This window comes from Streptomyces sp. NPDC001980 (assembly GCF_040296885.1).
In the GTDB taxonomy this organism is placed as follows: domain Bacteria; phylum Actinomycetota; class Actinomycetes; order Streptomycetales; family Streptomycetaceae; genus Streptomyces.
Genome location: NZ_JBEOYD010000012.1, coordinates 41,658 through 58,209 on the forward strand (window position 1 = coordinate 41,658; position 16,552 = coordinate 58,209).

The 16,552-nt window shown below is 72.2% G+C and carries 13 protein-coding genes and 1 tRNA gene; 8 read left to right on the forward strand and 6 right to left on the reverse strand.

The genetic code is table 11. From position 1 onward, the window contains the following. The first annotated feature begins 15 nt into the window (after positions 1–15). From ABT137_RS20080 to ABT137_RS20090, 3 genes are all read left to right on the forward strand, one after another. A complete protein-coding gene (locus ABT137_RS20080) occupies positions 16–1,530 on the forward strand; it encodes an MFS transporter (RefSeq protein ID WP_502984548.1) in 1,515 nt (504 codons plus the stop codon). A gap of 189 nt (positions 1,531–1,719) precedes the next feature. Next, the gene (locus ABT137_RS20085; protein WP_351710632.1) at positions 1,720–2,175 is read left to right on the forward strand and encodes a DUF485 domain-containing protein; all 456 of its coding nucleotides are present in this window, start codon (positions 1,720–1,722) and stop codon (positions 2,173–2,175) included. Positions 2,176–2,201: 26 nt separating this feature from the next. Beyond that, complete coding sequence (locus ABT137_RS20090) at positions 2,202–3,782, forward strand: sodium/solute symporter (RefSeq protein WP_351710950.1); 1,581 nt, start codon at positions 2,202–2,204, stop codon at positions 3,780–3,782. A gap of 76 nt (positions 3,783–3,858) precedes the next feature. On the opposite strand, the gene ABT137_RS20095 is transcribed toward ABT137_RS20090, so the two are convergent. The 5 genes from ABT137_RS20095 to ABT137_RS20115 form a co-directional block, all read right to left on the reverse strand. Next, on the reverse strand, positions 3,859–4,746 hold the full coding sequence (locus tag ABT137_RS20095; RefSeq protein WP_502984549.1) for a cellulose-binding protein: 888 nt from the start codon (positions 4,744–4,746) through the stop codon (positions 3,859–3,861). Between the two features lie 157 nt (positions 4,747–4,903). Further along, positions 4,904–5,470 carry a dihydrofolate reductase family protein gene (locus tag ABT137_RS20100; protein WP_351710634.1) on the reverse strand — a complete coding sequence of 189 codons (567 nt, stop codon included), beginning with the start codon at positions 5,468–5,470 and terminating at the stop codon, positions 4,904–4,906. Between the two features lie 91 nt (positions 5,471–5,561). Next, entirely contained in the window at positions 5,562–6,491 is a 930-nt protein-coding gene (locus ABT137_RS20105; protein WP_351710636.1) for an RNA polymerase subunit sigma-70, read from the reverse strand. A 103-nt stretch (positions 6,492–6,594) separates the two neighbouring features. Further along, positions 6,595–9,348 carry an SUKH-4 family immunity protein gene (locus tag ABT137_RS20110; protein WP_351710638.1) on the reverse strand — a complete coding sequence of 918 codons (2,754 nt, stop codon included), beginning with the start codon at positions 9,346–9,348 and terminating at the stop codon, positions 6,595–6,597. A gap of 8 nt (positions 9,349–9,356) precedes the next feature. Then, the gene (locus tag ABT137_RS20115) at positions 9,357–10,352 is read right to left on the reverse strand and encodes an SMI1/KNR4 family protein (protein ID WP_351710640.1); all 996 of its coding nucleotides are present in this window, start codon (positions 10,350–10,352) and stop codon (positions 9,357–9,359) included. Between the two features lie 298 nt (positions 10,353–10,650). Between ABT137_RS20115 and ABT137_RS20120 the strand changes: the two genes are divergently transcribed. Further along, positions 10,651–11,190 carry a YwqJ-related putative deaminase gene (locus ABT137_RS20120; RefSeq protein ID WP_351710642.1) on the forward strand — a complete coding sequence of 180 codons (540 nt, stop codon included), beginning with the start codon at positions 10,651–10,653 and terminating at the stop codon, positions 11,188–11,190. A 70-nt stretch (positions 11,191–11,260) separates the two neighbouring features. Further along, the gene (locus ABT137_RS20125; RefSeq protein WP_351710644.1) at positions 11,261–11,758 is read left to right on the forward strand and encodes an SUKH-3 domain-containing protein; all 498 of its coding nucleotides are present in this window, start codon (positions 11,261–11,263) and stop codon (positions 11,756–11,758) included. Positions 11,759–11,768: 10 nt separating this feature from the next. Here the strand turns inward: ABT137_RS20125 and ABT137_RS20130 are convergent, their stop codons facing one another. Continuing rightward, positions 11,769–13,109 carry a sensor histidine kinase gene (locus tag ABT137_RS20130; protein ID WP_351710646.1) on the reverse strand — a complete coding sequence of 447 codons (1,341 nt, stop codon included), beginning with the start codon at positions 13,107–13,109 and terminating at the stop codon, positions 11,769–11,771. A 521-nt stretch (positions 13,110–13,630) separates the two neighbouring features. Here ABT137_RS20130 and ABT137_RS20135 point away from each other — a divergent pair. The 3 genes from ABT137_RS20135 to ABT137_RS20145 all read left to right on the forward strand — a co-directional run bounded on the left by ABT137_RS20135 (position 13,631) and on the right by ABT137_RS20145 (position 16,390). Further along, positions 13,631–13,705 (forward strand) — tRNA-Gln (locus tag ABT137_RS20135). Positions 13,706–13,819: 114 nt separating this feature from the next. Next, complete coding sequence (glmU, locus tag ABT137_RS20140) at positions 13,820–15,268, forward strand: bifunctional UDP-N-acetylglucosamine diphosphorylase/glucosamine-1-phosphate N-acetyltransferase GlmU (protein ID WP_351710647.1); 1,449 nt, start codon at positions 13,820–13,822, stop codon at positions 15,266–15,268. 141 nt (positions 15,269–15,409) lie between these two features. Next, positions 15,410–16,390 (forward strand): ribose-phosphate diphosphokinase, encoded by a 981-nt coding sequence (locus ABT137_RS20145; RefSeq protein WP_351710648.1) that lies wholly within the window; start codon positions 15,410–15,412, stop codon positions 16,388–16,390. The last annotated feature ends 162 nt before the right edge of the window (positions 16,391–16,552 follow it).

A 16,552-nucleotide genomic window follows, 5' to 3' on the forward strand; every position in this document is an offset into this window, starting at 1 on the left:
GGGAGGGGATCCGGCGTGGCGAAGGAGAACGCGGAGAAGGAGAACACGGAACCCGCGATACGCGCGGCGGGGCGGGAGGCCGGGACGGGCCGGCGGGGGGCCGTGGTGGCCGCCCTGATGCTCGCCATGGCGCTGGCGGCGCTCGACTCCACCGTCGTCTCCACCGCCGTACCCCAGATCGTCGGCGACCTCGGCGGCTTCTCGGTCTTCTCCTGGCTCTTCTCCGGCTACCTGCTCGCCGTCACCGTGACGCTGCCGGTGTACGGCAAGCTCTCCGACACCTTCGGCCGCAAACCGGTGCTGGTCGCGGGCGCCGCGGTGTTCCTGCTGGGGTCGCTGCTGTGCGCGGCCGCCTGGAACATGGCCGCGCTGATCGCGTTCCGGATCGTGCAGGGCCTCGGCGGCGGGGCACTGCAGGGCACCGTGCAGACCCTCGCGGCCGACCTCTACCCGCTCAAGGACCGCCCGAAGATCCAGTCGAAGCTGTCCACGGTGTGGGCGGTGTCGGCGGTCGCCGGGCCGGGGCTCGGCGGGGTGCTGGCCGCGTACGCGGACTGGCGGTGGATCTTCCTCATCAACCTGCCGATCGGCGCTGCGGCGCTCTGGCTGATAGTGCGTCACCTCCACGAGCCGAAGCGCGCGCCGCGCACGCCCCCGCGGGTGGACTGGGCGGGTGCGCTGGCGGTCTTCGCCTGCGGTGGCGTGCTGCTGACGGCGCTCGTGCAGGGCGGGGTGGCGTGGGCGTGGTGGTCCGCGCCGTCGTGCGCGCTGTTCACCACCGGGCTCGCGCTGGTGGGGCTCGTGGTGTGGATCGAGCGCCGGGCGGCCGAGCCGATCATCCCGGGGTGGGTGTGGCGGCGCCGTACGATCGCGGCCGTCAACCTCGCGCTCGGCGCGCTCGGTCTGCTGATGGTGGCGCCGACGGTGTTCCTGCCGACGTACGCGCAGTCGGTGCTCGGGCTCGCGCCGGTGGCCGCCGGGTTCGTGCTGTCGGTGTGGACGCTGAGCTGGCCGGTCTCGGCGGCCCTCAGCCAGCACGTGTACCGGCGGATCGGCTTCCGCGACACCGCGCTGCTCGGCATCGGCGCGGCCGCCCTGATCCTGTTCGCGTTCCCGTTCCTGCCCTACCCGGGGTCGGCCTGGCAGCCGACCCTGCTCATGCTCCTGCTCGGCGCCGCGCTGGGCCTGTTCCAGCTGCCGCTGATCGTGGGCGTGCAGTCGACGGTGGGCTGGGCGGAGCGCGGCACGACGACCGCGTCGGTGCTGTTCTGCCGGCAGACCGGCCAGACGATCGGGGCGTCGGTGTTCGGCGCGGTCGCCAACGGGGTGCTGGCCGCCCGGCTGGGCGGCGCGGGCGACCTCGACTCCGTCACGCGCACGCTGGACGACGGAACGGCTCCCGAGGCCACCCGGCACGCCATCGCGGACGCGGTCCACGCGGTGTACTTCGGGGCGGCGTGCGCGGCCGCACTGGCGTTCCTGATGCTCCTGTCGGTGGCACCGCGACGCTTCCCGGTCCTCAAGGACTGACTCCCGTCACGTAGTTAACGCGGGTAACACCCGAGGTCAGACACGTTCGCGTGAAGTAAGCGCATACCGGCCGGCCAGTTGCCGAAAATGGCCGCACGGCCCGGATACCTGCGAGTAACGTGCGTCCCCCGCTCCCTCCTCTCCCTGCGGTCCGCCGCCACGGACCCGAGCCACGCAAGGAGCACCGGGATGTCCCACGACCTTTCCGGCCCAGCCGACTCCGCCGCCTCTTCCGACCCTTCCGGCCTGTCCCCGCGCGATCCGTCGCACCTCACCTACCCCTGGCAGCCGCTGCCGCCCGAGCCGCCGAGACCCCGCCACGTGCCGCACCGGGAGCCGGTCGGCCACCACAGCGACCTGCGGGTGCTGCGCGGCGCCTACCGCCTCCAGCGGCGCACCGCGACCCTCACCGCGCTCGGCTACTTCACCGTGTTCCTGGTGCTGTCGGCGTTCGCCCCGGGCGTGATGACGAGCACGGTCGCCGACGGCGTACCCGCGGGACTGCTCCTCGCACTCCTCCAACTCCCCGTCACCTGGCTGGCCATCGCCCTCTACGAGCACACCGCGCGCCGCCACGTCGACCCGCTCGCCGACCGCATCCGCCGGACCGCGGAACTGGACGCCAGGCGCAGGACCGTACGGTGACCGGCCTCAGCGGCTCCGCGCAGTCCATGTCGCTGGTCGCCTTCACCGTCGTCGCCACGCTCACCCTCCTGCTGTGCGTGATGACCGGCCCGGACCGCGACGACCTCGACGAGTTCTACACCGGCTACGGCTCCCTCTCCCCGCTCCGCAACGGCCTGGCGATCGCCGGTGACTACATCTCCGGGGCCGGCGTCCTCGCCACCGGCGGCGTGATCGCCCTGTGCGGCTACGACGGCGTCGTCCTCGCCCTCAGCACCGCCCTGTCGCTGATGCTGCTGATGTTCCTGCTGGCCGAACCGCTGCGCAACGCGGGCCGGTTCACCATGGGCGACGCGCTGGCCCGCCGGATGCCCGGCCGCAGCGTACGGATCGCGGCCTGCGCGGTGACCGTCGCCGCCCTGCTGCCGCTGATGCTGGTCCAACTCGCCGGCGCCGGGCAGCTGATGGCCTTCCTCCTCGGCTTCTCCAACGAGACCGTGCAGACCGGCTGCGTCGTCGGCCTGGGCGCCCTGATGATCAGCTACGCGGCCATCGGCGGCATGAAGGGCACCGCGCTCATCCAGATGCTGAAGATCGTGATGCTGCTCGGTTCCGGCACCGTGGTCGCCCTGCTGGTCCTGCACCGCTTCGACTGGGACCCGGGCGCCCTGCTCGCCGCGGCGGCCCGGGGCAGCGGCGCCGGAGCCGCGTACCTGCACTCCGGCCTCCAGTTCACCGGCGGTCCCGCCCCCCGCCTCGACATGATCAGCTCGGAGCTGACCGTCGTCCTCGGCGGCGCCTGCCTGCCGCACATCACCATGCGCATGTACACCGCCTCCAGCGCCCGCCAGGTCCGCCGCTCGATGTCCTGGGCGGTGTCGTGCGTGGCCCTGTTCGTGCCGATCGTCGGCGTCGTCGGCTTCGGCGCCACCGCCCTGGTCGGCCGCGCCGCCGTCGCCGCCGCCGACCCGCAGGGCAACACCGCCTACCTGCTGGGCTCCCGCGCGGCCTTCGGAGCCGACGTGTCGACGGCGGAGACCCTGCTCTTCACCACCGTCACCACGGCGGTCTTCCTGACCCTGCTCGCCTCCGTCGCCGGCATGATCCTCGCCTGCGCCAACTCCCTCGCCCACGACGTCTTCGCGACCCGCGTCCGGGAGATGCCGGCCCGCCGCGAGATGACCCTGGCCCGCGTCTCCGCGCTCGCCATAGGAGTCCCCACGATCCTGCTGGCGACCCTGGTCCAGCACCACAGCCTGCAGCCCCTGATCACCCTCTCCTTCTGCCTCGGCGCGTCCGCCCTCGCCCCCGCCCTGGTGTACGGCCTCTTCTGGCGCCGTTACACCCGCACCGGCCTGCTCTGCACCCTGCTCGGCGGCACCCTCAGCGTCCTGCTCCTGATGCCCGGCACGAACCTGGTCTCGGGCTCGCCGGGCGCCGCCTTCCCGCACGCCGACTTCAACTGGTTCCCCTTCACCACCACCGGCCTCGTCTCCATCCCGGCCGGCTTCTTCCTGGGCTGGCTGGGGACGGTGGCCTCCGGCCGGCGCGGGGCCGCGGAACAGCGCCGGCAGTACGAGGCGGTGGAGGGGTGGATCCTGGCGGGGGCGGTACGGAGGGGGAGCTAGGAGGAGCCGAGACGGAGGGGGCCAGGAGGAGCCGAGACGGAGGGGAAGCCAGGAGAGGCCGAGGAGGCGCGGGGCGCTATTCCGCCGCCGCGCGCCCCGTCAGGGTCACGAGGCTGTCCCGCATGTGGTCCATGTGCGCCTGCACGTCGTCCCAGGTCTCACCGTGCTCGCGCAGCACCCGCTCGGTCTCCCGCGCGATGCGCTCCTCGCGGACCTTGGCCTCCGCGAGGACCTCGCCGGCACGCTCGTGCGCCTCCTCCTCGGAGCGGCGCGCCGACTCCCCGGCCTCCTCCAGGGCCCGTTCCGCCTCCGCCAGGGCGGCCTCGGCGCGCGCGATGCGTTCGGCGTTGTGCGCGTCGACCGCGGCGGCGCGCGCGGCCTCCTCGCGTTCTTCCTCGGCCCAGCGTTCGGCGTGTTCCTTGGCCTGTTCGGTGAGCATCCCGGTGGTGCGCTGCCGCACCTCGCGCAGCGCCGAAAGCGCCTCGCCCCGCTGCTCCTTGACCTCCAGACGGGCGCCGATGCGGATGTCGTCCGCCTCGGCGCTCGCCGCGAGGAGCACCTGGCGGGCGCGTTCCTCGGTGTCCGTGCGGAGCGCGTCGGCCCGCTCCCGCACCGCATCGCACTCGCTGTCGGCGCGCGCCGCGGCCTCCGCGACCCCCTCCGTCAGCTCGCGCAGGGCGCCCTCGCGCAGGGTCTTCGCCTCCTCCACCACGAGCCGGAAGATCCGGTGCGCGCGGTCCCCGAGCGCCTCGTACGTCTGCGGAGGGAGCTGCTCGACCACAGCGCGCATCCGCTCGGCCTCCGCCTCCATCTCCTTGGCGAGCACGGTGAGCCGTGCGGCACGCTCCCACGCCGCGTCCCGGTCCTCACCGAGCTCCACCATGAACGTGTCGACCTGATCGGGGCTGTAGCCACGCCCCCGGACGGTCACGAACTCGTACGGCGACATCGATGCGCTGCTCACCTGGAACCCCTCTCCGCCGGACCCGCACGAAATGATGATTTCGCGGATATCTTGATGGATCGGACGTAAGTGTTCATAACGCGACACTCCGCATGTCGCGCTGGAAACACCGCACGCCTCACCCGGAGGTGGGAAGCGCGTCAGGGGGCGTGAAAGCTCAGCCGCGCGCCCTTCGGTAGCGGGTCAGCACCGTCGCGCCCACGCGTTCCGCGGACAGGCACTCCAGCTCGGCGGGCGGGCCGCCGGCCGGGAAGAGCGGCCGGCCGGTGCCGAGGACGGTGGGGAAGGTCAGCAGCCGGTACTCGTCGACCAGGTCCGCGTCCGCCAGGGCATGGACGACCCCGATGCTGCCCATGACGACCACGTCCCGCCGCTCGGTCTTGACGGCGTCCAGGAGATCCCCGTCGAGGAGACGGGAGTTCGCCCACGCGGACACGTCGGACGCGTCGGACAGGGTGCGGGAGGCGACCAGCTTCGGTGCGGCGTTCAGGCGCGCGGAGAACGGGTCGTCGCGGCCCGGCCACAGGCGCGAGAAGGCCTCCCAGGTGGACCGCCCCAGCAGGACGACCCCCTCGTCCAGGGTGCGGCCCAGGCCGAACCTGTCCCCGGCGATCTCCTCCCGGCCGAACCGGAAGAGCCAGCCGCCGTACGGCGTGCCCTCGGTGCCGTCCGGGTCGGACACGATCCCGTCCAGGGTGGTGAATTGGATGACGACAACGCTCATGACGGTTGTCCCTTCGCTCGATGGTCACCGGTACATACCGGCGGCACCGGGCGGACTCATCGCCGTCCCGGGAACTTCTTTCCCGACCGTCTCAGCCGGCGGGAGGCACAGGCGGCTGCGCCGGCGCGCACGCTGTCAGCACGCGCGGGTCCGTGAACACCACGTTGCGCGCGATCCGGCCGCCGCCCGTGACCGTGAGGACCTGCACGGAGTGCAGCCGGTGCGCACCGCCCGGCTCGGGGGCGTACGCGGCGAGCGCGGGCTGTCCGCCCGCGGTGAGGGAGCGCACGCGCCAGCCGGTGCCACGGAGCCGGAACACCCGCTCCATGAACAGGCCGTAGTCGCCGCGGCCCCGGTACCACAGCGGCACCGGCGGCATCTCCAGCACCGCGTCGTCCGTGAGCAGCCGCACCAGCGCCGGCACATCGGCCGCCTCGAACGCCTGCTGATACCTCAGGACCGCCGCCCGCACCCCGGGATCGTCCGGCTCGCTCACCTCGTCCGCCCCGGCCGCCCCCGCGAGCGCGGCACGCGCCCGCTGCAGCGCGCTGTTCACGGCCGGCACCGAGGTCTCCAGCTGGTCGGCGACCTCGGCGGCACTGAACTCCAGCACCTCGCGCAGCACCAGCACCGCCCGCTGTCGCGCGGGCAGCAGCTGCAGCGCCGCCACCAGCGCGAGCCGCAGATCCGCACGCGCCTCCACGTCGAAGCGCGCGTCGGGGAACGGCTCCAGCCACGGCACGTCCGGCGCGGGTGTGAGCGGCGCCTCCGGGTCCGTACCGGGCGCCCCGAGCCCCGACGGCAACGGCCGCCGCCCGCGCCCCTGGAGCGCCGTCAGGCACACGTTCGTCGCGATCCGGTACAGCCAGGTGCGCACCGACGCCCGCGCGGGGTCGTAGCGCTCACGGGCCTTCCAGGCCCGCAGCATGGTCTCCTGCACCAGGTCCTCGGCCTCGTGGAACGAGCCCAGCATCCGATAGCAGTACGCCACCAACTCGCCCCGGTACGGCTCGAAGTCCATCCGCCCATCATGCCCGCGCGGTACGACAGTCGGGCACGCGCGCGTGGGGGCCGGTCCGGTCTCCCGACCCGACCGGCCCCCGTACGGCCGTCCTACCCCCGCGCTACAACAGCCCGTCCCACATCTGCTCCAGCAGCACCGACCACCAGCTCTCCGGCGAACCGAGCGCCGCCGGGTCCAGGGAGGCCAGCTGGGCCTGGAAGTCGACGGTCCAGCGGCCCGCCTGCTCCTGGTTCAGGCCGAACCTGAGCCGCCACATCCGGCCCAGCAGCGCCAGACAGCGGGCGAACTCCGGCAGCCCCGTGTTCACGAACTGCGGCGGCACCGACGCCCCGCCCGGCCCCGCCTCCATGGGCACGGCCACGATGTTCGCGGTGCCGTACTGCACACAGACCGCCTTGCCGAAGTCGGTCCCCATCACGAGGTACGACGCCGCGTCCGACGCCGGCTGCAACCCGCGCTCCTGCGCCAGCTCCGCCAGCGTCGGCACCGGCCGGCCCGGCTGCGCCTGCGCCCAGAAGAACGGCCCCATGTCCAGCGGCAGCCCCGCCGCCACCAGCGTGTGCGCCACGATCGGCGGCACACCCTGCCGCGACACCGCCGCCTGCTCGAACCGGAACACGCCGGGACCGAACGCCGCCGCCAGCTCCTGCGCGATCGCCTCCGGCGGGATCGGCGGCGCCGCCTGCACCTGCGGCAACGGCGCCCGCACCGGCGCGGGCCGCGCGGGACCCGCCGCCACCTGGTGCAACTCGCCCTGATGCGCCAGCAACTGCCGCATCCCCTGCTGCCGGCTCGCGTGATCCGTGCCGTACGGCGCGATGCTCGCCAGCCGCGCCTGCGGCCACTGCTCCCGGATCATCCGCGCACAGTACGCACCCGGCAGCTCGCACGACTCCAGCTCCGTGTGCAGCTCAAGCACCTGGTCCGGCGGCACGTTCATGGCCCGCAGCTCGTGGAAGATCTGCCACTCCGGGTGCGGCGTGCCCGGCGCCGAACGCCGGATCAGCTGCTGCTCCGAACCGTCCTGCGCCCGGTAGCGCAACACCGCCTGGTAACCCGGCCCGACCGTCGGCTGCCCCTGCTGCGGGTAGCCGTACGCGGGCGGCTGCTGACCCGGCACAGGCTGACCGGGCACAGGCTGACCCGGCACAGGCTGACCGGGCACGGGCTGACCCGGCACGGGCCGAGCGGGCGGCGGCATCGCACCGGCCGGCATCGGCGGCGGCATCTGCGGGGCACCCGGCGGCCTGCCGGGGGCGGGCGGAGCGCCCACCGGAGGCGCCGCCAGCACGGTCTCCGCGTGGTGAACCGCCGCGCCGCCCGCACCACCGGCAGAGCCCTGCGCGGAAGGCGCTGGAGGCATGCCAGGGGCGCCCGGAGGCTGCTGCGCGCCGCCACCCATCCCGCTCGGGTCGGCCAGCATCGTGGCCGCACGATGAACATCGCCCGGAGGCGGACCACCCGGACCGCCCGGCGCGCCGGGCGAGGCGGGGGCGCCCGGCGGGATCTGTGCGCCCGGCACCTGCGCCGGACCCTCCGGCCCCTTGGGACCCGGCGCCGACACCATCTGCGTCGGCGCATACCCACCCGCGGGCGGCTGAGGCGCACCCCCGGGCTGGGCACCCGGAACTCCCGGCGCTCCTGGAACTCCTGGAACTCCCGGCGCTCCTGGGGCGCCCGGTGGCGGAGGCGGCGCACCGGCCCCGCCACGCGCCCTGCGCGGCGGAGGCGCGGCCCTGCTCGTCGCGGCGTCCGCGATGTCACCGGCGTTCGGCGCGAGAGGCCGCCCCGGAGCGGCCGGACCCGCCGGACCCGCCGGAGACGGGGGCACGCCCGGAGCACCGGCCGGCGCCTGCGGATAGCCGTAGCTCGGGGCGGCCGGCGCCTGCGGGTAGCCGTAAGAGGACGCGGGCGGCGTCGCGGGCGCCTGCGGACGGCCGGGCGCACCCGGCGCGGGCGTGCCGGGAGCCGCCGGTCCCTGTGGGTAGCCGTAGGACCGGGCGTCCTGCGGAGGCGGCGGGGGCGGGCCACCCTGCGCACTCGCCTCGTCGAGCGCCGGAGACACCGCCGTGCGCGGCAGCTGGCTTCCCCCCGCCATCAGCGAGGTCTCGGCCTCTCCCAGCGCACCGTCGCCGGCATCGCTCAACGGCGGCGCGAACACCGTCGCGGGCAACGGGACGGAACGGTCTTCACCGGCATCGGCGTTGGTGTCGGTGCCGGCCCAAGGAGTCGCACCGGCGGGCACGTTGTGTGCGCCCGGCGCACCCGACGCACCCTGCACCCCTGCCCCAACTCCGGCGCCCGCACCCGCACCCGCACCCGCACCGGCCGCCGGCCAAGAAGCACCACCGGCCCCGCCGGAAGCCGCCGGCACCCCGGCCTGCGTCTCGGCAAGCCCATCGAAGCCGGAGCCGGAACCGGCAACGGAACCCGGGCCCGCACCGGCCGACGCCCCGTCACCCCCCGACCGCCGATCCGGAATACCCAGCTTGTCCGCCGCCTCCTGGAGCCACTCCGGCGGGCTCAACAGGAACGACGTCTGGTTCAGGTCCACCCGGGCCGCGGGCGCCGGCGCCGCGTCGGCGACCTCCGCCGCACGGCCGTACTCCTCCTCGTACCGGCGGATCACCTCGCCCACCGGCAGCGCCGGCCACAGCGTGGCCTCACCGCTGTCACGGGCGATCACCAGCCGCTGCCCGCCCGCGTCCGACCGCGGACCCTCCGCACGGTCCTCGCCCCACACCACGAACCCGAGACCGAACTCCCGCACCCGTACCTCACGATGCTGGTACGCCGGGACGTCACCGTTGATCCACTCTTCCGCGCGCTCCTGCGCCTGCGCGAACGTCACCATGCCGGACCTCACTCCCCCGAGCCGGCCGAGGACACCGGCACGGCACGCGCGAAACCACCGTCGACCATCAGGTTCGCCACCGTCTCCAACTCCGGCGGGGACCCCGCCAGCCGCGACAGGAACACGTCGAAGTCCTCACCGCACGGCAGCAGCAGACGCTCCACCCGCTCCGCCGGCGGCCACCCCGGATCCACGTCACGCGCGTCGTCGTACGCGCAGAACCACACCGAACCCAGCCGGTCGCCCTTGACCTTCACCGCCAGCAGACCGCCTTGCACGAAGCCGACGCCCAGGTAGTCCTTGGTGAGATGGTCGCGCAGGCACTTGTTGACGTACACGAGGTCGTTCACCGCCGCCTCGTCGCGGACCGTGAAGAACGGCTGGTCCACCAGCAGTCCGAGGCCGGCGTCCAGGGCCGTGCCCACCGGCGCGCAGCCGCCGGCCGCCTTCAGGAACGAACGGTACGCACCCGGCAACCGGTACCCGAGATCCTCCTCGACCCCCTGCACCTGCGACTCCGACACCGCCACACCCGACTTCGGCAGCCCGAAGTGCGCCGGACGCGTCTCCTGCAACGGCCGCGTCCCCCGCTTGTCGTGGTCCACCCGTGCCGTCGCCACCCCACCGTGATGCCGCAGCAACGCCTTCACCTCGACCGGGACCAGCTCCAGCCGCCGCGACCCCGCCACGTGGTGCCACGTCCAGCCGTGCGGCGTCGCCACCGCCGGCACCGTGTCCCACAGCTCATGCCCCGAAGCCGCCAGCACCGCGTTCGCGGACACGAAGTCCGTCAGCCGCAACTCGTCGACGCCGAAACCCTCCGGCGGATCGGCGATCTCCGCCGCCGCACGCGCGTAGGGCGAGAAGTCGGGGTAACCACGCTCGTCGATCCGTACCCCTCTCGGGTGACGTGCCGCCCGAACCGGATCCGGGAAATGCACGACCTGCCCGGCATAGGCCGCGTTCGGCGGCGCGGCCTGCTGCCCGAGCCGACCTGTCGTCATGACGGTTGCCCCCTGCGGCACTCTGTACGAACCGGTATCACACCCCTGCGGCGCGCCACGGCCCGTATCCGGCTGTCTCTCCCACGTCCCAGACGCGTCGACCGCGCCCTCGCGGTTGCCGACAGCCTATGCGGTACACGAACCCCGGTCACCGGCCCTCCGGTTCCGTGACCAGCCGTCACCCCGCCGTGACAGCCTGCCCAAACCCGGGCGTGTCGCACCGCCCCAGCTACCGCACCCGCCACGGGATTTGGCAGTCTGTGACTTTCGGGGGGATGCCCGGGAGGGGAAGACGATCATGAACACCACACAGACAGGACCGCACACCGCCATGTCCGGCGCCGCCCACGGCGCCACCAACGGCGACCCCCGCATCGGCTGGAGCAGCAGCGAAATACCTCCCGCGCCCACCCTCCAGCACCGCCGCGACGGCATCCTGCCCACCGTCGCCGCCGCCCTCTCCGTCCGCGGCGCCACCCTCACCGGCACCGCCGCCCGCGGCGACCAGCCGCCCCCGCTGCACCCGCTGGTCCAGGAGTTCCTCGACACCCTCCCCAGCGGACAGCGCGACCGCTTCACCGGCCGCTGCGCCGAGGCCATCCTCATCTCCCGGCACATCAGCACCGCCGACAGCGCCCGCAGCAAACGCGCCGCCCGCAAACCCATGACCAACGGCGAAGCCCGCAAATCCCTCAAGCAGGCCAAACTCACCGCCCGCCGCATACGCGAGGACGGCGACCCCCTGCACGGCAGCTTCGCCGCCCCCTGCCGGGCCTGCGCCGCCCTCACCGCCCACTTCGGCGTCCGCGTCGTCGACCCCACCACCACCGACGCCTGACGCACACACCCCCACGCACCACGGACCACACACGCGCACCCGCACACCAACCAGGACGATCGAAGGGCAGATGCACGCCGACCGCACCTCCTCCACGCGCTTCTCCGTGCCCGTCGACGCAGCCCTGCGCTCCGCCGGCTGGCAACCCGGACGCTGGGACATAAAACAGGCCGAGGTCTGGGCCGACACCCTGCGCGACCACACCTCACCCGCCGGACACCGGCACGCCGTCTTCCCCGCCGCGGTGGAGGCCTGGGCCGAATTCGGCGGCCTGCACATCAGCCCCGGCGGCACCGGCCGCCAGATCGCCCCCGCCACCCTCCACCTCGACCCCCTGCACGGCCTCCACCTCGCCCGCACCCTCGGCGACCTCGGCCGCGCCCTCGACACCGAGATCTGCCCCCTCGGCGCGGAGACCGACACCCACTCCCTCCTCGCCATCGACGCCGAAGGCCGCATCTACACCCTCGACCACACCGGCGACTGGTACGTCGGCACCGACATCGACCACGCCCTGACCACCCTCATCGCAGGCGTCGAACCCCGACGCCTCACCACCCAGCCCTAGGGACTGCCGGTCAGGCCGCCGGAATCACCGCCGACACCCGGAAGCCCCCGGCGTCCGTCGGACCCGACACGAACACCCCACCCAGCCCCAGCACCCGCTCACGCATCCCCACCAGACCGTTCCCACCCGACGGCAACCCCGCCGACGCCGCCGACGCCGGCTCCGGCGGCGGCTCGTTCTCCACCTGCATCGCGATCTCCGCCACCCGGTGCGCCAACCGCACATGCGTCTTCGCACCCGCCGCATGCTTGTGCACGTTCGTCAGCGCCTCCTGCACCACCCGGAACGCCGTCTGCTCGATCACCGCCGCATACGACCGCGCATCCCCCTCGACCGACAGATCCACCACCATCCCCGCCGCCGCCGACTGCCCCACCAGCACCTCCAACTCCGACAGCCACGGCCCCTCCTCCTCCGCCGCCACCCGCGAAGCCGCCGCCGCGGCCGCCACCCCCACCGCCGCCAACGGCACCGAAACCGACACCGACACCGACGCCGACGCCGAAGCGGCAGCCGAACGCCGCTGAGCCGCCTCCCCCGAACGCAACACCCCCAACATCTCCCGCAACTCCGTCAACGCCTGACGCCCCATGTCCCCCACCAGCGCCGCGTTCCGCACCGCCTTCTCCGGATCCTTCCGCGCCACCGCCTGCAACGCCGCCGCGTGCACCACCATCAACGACACCCGGTGCGCCACCACGTCATGCATCTCCCGCGCGATCCGCGTCCGCTCCTCGCCCCGCGCCCACTCCGCACGCTCCTCCGCCCGCTCCGCGAGCAACTGAAGCTCCCGCTCCAGACTGTCCGCCCGCTCCCGCAGACTCTCCATCAACCGCCGCCGCGCACCCACGTACAACCCCAGCAGCACCGGAGGCGCCGTCAACCCCAGCGAGGTCGCCAGCGACGCGAACGGAACGAACCAGTCCCCCAGCGTCAGATCCCCCCGCGCCATGCTCTGCCGCACCCGCACGAACGTCACGATCAACGTCCCCAGGAACGTCATCCCCGCCAGCGCCACGATGATCCGCCGCGGCAGCTCCGCCGCGGCCAGCGTGTACAGGCCGACGATGCCCATCAGGAAACCCATCTGGGCCGGCGTGATCGCGATCGCGACCAGCACCACGGCTATCGGCCACTTCCGGCGCAGCACCAGCACGGAACCGGCCAGCAGACCGAACACGATCCCCGCCGACACCGGGATCCCCGCGTCCCGCGCGAACGGAATCCCCTCCGCGGCGCACTCCAGCGCCGACACCAGCGCGAGCCCCACGTCCAGCACCGCACTACGCCACCGTGACCACCACCACGGCCCTCTCAAGGCCGTCGCGTGGTCTGCCCCCGTCGTGGTCATGCCTCCAGCCTACGGGCGCGAGGGTGGGCTTTTCCGGTGAGTTTCGTCTACTCGCCTACACCACACTCCGTAACCGAACAACACCGAAACCCACTGGAATCCCTCGAACTACTGAACCACGCACGTTCGACCCCGGAATCGACCATTCCGCCCGGACGGTACGCCCATGACACATCCACACAGCAAATACCGTGACTTCGAGGGGCTACGCGAGCAGGCGGTCGCCCTCCGACGGGCCGGACTCGGCCGCCGCCAGATCCGCGACCGCCTCCCGGGACCTCGAACGTACGACGACGAAGCAGGAAGCCGCAGCCGCTTTCGGGGAGTTGTCGGACCGGGAGCCGTTCATCGCGCAGCCCCAGGACAGTTCAGGGGAACACCGGTGACTCCTACCGCGGATGCCTCGTGATCCACGTCCGGCAGAGCGCCGACTTGTACCGTCGCATGGAAGGCGCCTGGTACGGCATAGTAGGAGGCGCCACTCGACGGCCCGACTAAATGTCCGGTTCAGTCGGGAATATTCCCCCGTGGTGTAATTGGCAGCACTGTGGCTTTTGGTGCCATCTGTCCGGGTTCGAGTCCTGGCGGGGGAGCCATGCTCGGTTCGGGCCCTGACAGCTCCGTCAGGGCCCGCTCCCATGTCCCCCACGAAACGCCCCGGTATCCTGCGGATGTCACCCCCACCATCCAAAAAGCCGAAGGGCAACCCCGTGAGCGCCATTCGCCCGGCAGCCGTCGTCGTTCTCGCAGCGGGTGAGGGCACCCGTATGAAGTCGGCCACACCCAAGGTCCTGCACGACATCTGTGGCCGTTCCCTGGTGGGTCATGTGCTCGCCGCCTCCCGCGAGTTGGACCCCGAGAACCTGGTCGTCGTCGTCGGGCACGCGCGCGAGCAGGTCGCCGCGCATCTCGGTGAGGTCGACGCCGGCGTCCGTACCGCCGTGCAGGAGCAGCAGAACGGCACCGGGCACGCCGTGCGGATGGCGCTGGAGGAGCTGGGCGGGGCGGTCGAGGGGACCGTGGTCGTGGTGTGCGGGGACACTCCGCTGCTGACCGGGGAGACGCTGCGGCGGCTCGCCCAGGCGCATCACGGTGACGGCAACGCGGTGACCGTGCTGACGGCGGAGGTGCCGGACGCGACCGGTTACGGCCGTATCGTGCGGGACGCCGCTTCGGGGGCCGTGACGGCCATCGTGGAGCACAAGGACGCCTCGGACGAACAGCGGGCGATCCGGGAGATCAATTCCGGGGTGTTCGCGTTCGACGGGCAGCTGCTGGCGGACGCGCTGGGGAAGGTGCGGACGGACAACAGTCAGGGTGAGGAGTACCTGACGGACGTGCTGGGGATCCTGCGGGAGGCCGGGCACCGGGTGGGTGCGTCGGTGGCGGGGGACCACCGGGAGATCGCCGGGATCAACAACCGGGTGCAGCTGGCGGAGGCGCGGCGGATCCTGAACGACCGGTTGCTGGAGCGGGCGATGCTGGACGGCGTGACGGTCGTGGATCCGGCGACGACGTGGGTGGATGTGACGGTGACGTTCGAGCAGGATGCCGTCGTGCATCCGGGGACGCAGCTGCTGGGTTCGACGCATCTGGCGGAGGGTGCGGAGGTCGGGCCGAACAGCCGGCTGAAGGACACCCGGGTCGGCGCCGGGGCGCGGGTGATCAACACGGTGTCCGATTCCGCTCATATCGGTGCGGACGCGAGCGTGGGACCGTATGCCTATCTGCGGCCGGGGACGCGGCTGGGGGCCAAGGGCAAGATCGGTACGTACGTGGAGACGAAGAACGCGTCGATCGGGGAGGGGACGAAGGTTCCGCATCTCTCGTATGTCGGTGATGCGACGATCGGCGAGTACTCGAACATCGGTGCGGCCAGTGTGTTCGTTAACTACGACGGTGAGAGCAAGCACCACACCACTGTCGGGTCGCACTGCAAGACGGGTTCGGACAACATGTTTGTGGCGCCTGTCACGATCGGGGACGGTGCGTACACCGCTGCCGGGTCTGTGATCACGAAGGATGTGCCGCCCGGTTCACTGGCCGTGGCCCGCGGTCAGCAGCGGAATATCGAGGGTTGGGTGGCCCGGAAGCGTCCGGGGAGTGCGGCGGCGAAGGCTGCCGAGGCGGCTTCCCGGCGGGGCGTGAGCGAGGACTGACCGGAAACAGGTGCGCCGAAGACGTCGTACCGTGATAAGTGCACACCCGCACCTAACCAGCTGTTTCGCCCTTCCACGCCGGGCATTCGGGGCGCGGAAGATCCAGCTGTACGGCTGAGACACCTCTGAGGAGACAGTGCTGTGACCGGGTTCAAGACGACCGGCGAGAAGAAGATGATGTTCTTCTCCGGCCGCGCCCACCCCGAGCTTGCCGAGGAGGTCGCCCACCAGCTGGGTGTCGGGGTCGTCCCGACGAAGGCCTTCGACTTCGCGAACGGCGAGATCTACGTCCGCTACCAGGAGTCGGCGCGCGGTGCCGACTGCTTCGTGATCCAGAGCCACACGGCTCCGATCAACCAGTGGATCATGGAACAGTTGATCATGATCGACGCGCTGAAGCGCGCGTCGGCGCGTTCCATCACGGTGATCGTGCCCTTCTACGGTTACGCCCGGCAGGACAAGAAGCACCGGGGCCGTGAACCGATCTCGGCGCGGCTGATCGCCGATCTGATGAAGACGGCGGGTGCGGACCGGATCCTGACCGTGGACCTGCACACGGACCAGATCCAGGGGTTCTTCGACGGGCCGGTGGACCACCTGTTCGCGCTTCCGCTGCTGGCGGACTACGTGGGCGCGAAGGTGGACAAGGGCAAGCTGACGATCGTGTCCCCGGACGCCGGCCGGGTCCGGGTCGCGGACCGCTGGTGCGACCGGCTCGGTGCGCCGCTGGCCATCGTGCACAAGCGCCGTGACAAGGACGTGGCGAACCAGGTGACCGTCCACGAGGTCGTGGGCGAGGTCAAGGGCCGGGTCTGTGTCCTGGTCGACGACATGATCGACACGGGTGGCACGATCTGTGCGGCGGCGGACGCGCTGTTCGCGCACGGTGCGGAGGACGTCATCGTGACGGCGACGCACGGTGTGCTGTCGGGTCCGGCGGCGGACCGGCTGAAGAACTCGCGGGTGAGTGAGTTCGTGCTGACGAACACGCTGCCGACGCCGGGTGAGCTGAGCCGGGATCTGGACAAGATCACGGTGCTGTCGATCGCGCCGACGATCGCGAGTGCGGTGCGTGAGGTGTTCGAGGACGGTTCGGTGACGAGCCTCTTCGACGAGCAGTGAGTTTTGCACCGTAAGCACCGTGCAGTGAGGTTTCTGCACAGCCCGCGGTGATCGTTTTGGGTACGGCCTCCCCCTCCGAGTAGACTGCTGCAGTTGCTCGGCGAGGGAGGCCGTACCTGTTCCGTACAGGTGTCGGCGGTCCGTTATCGACGCGCTCTTCGT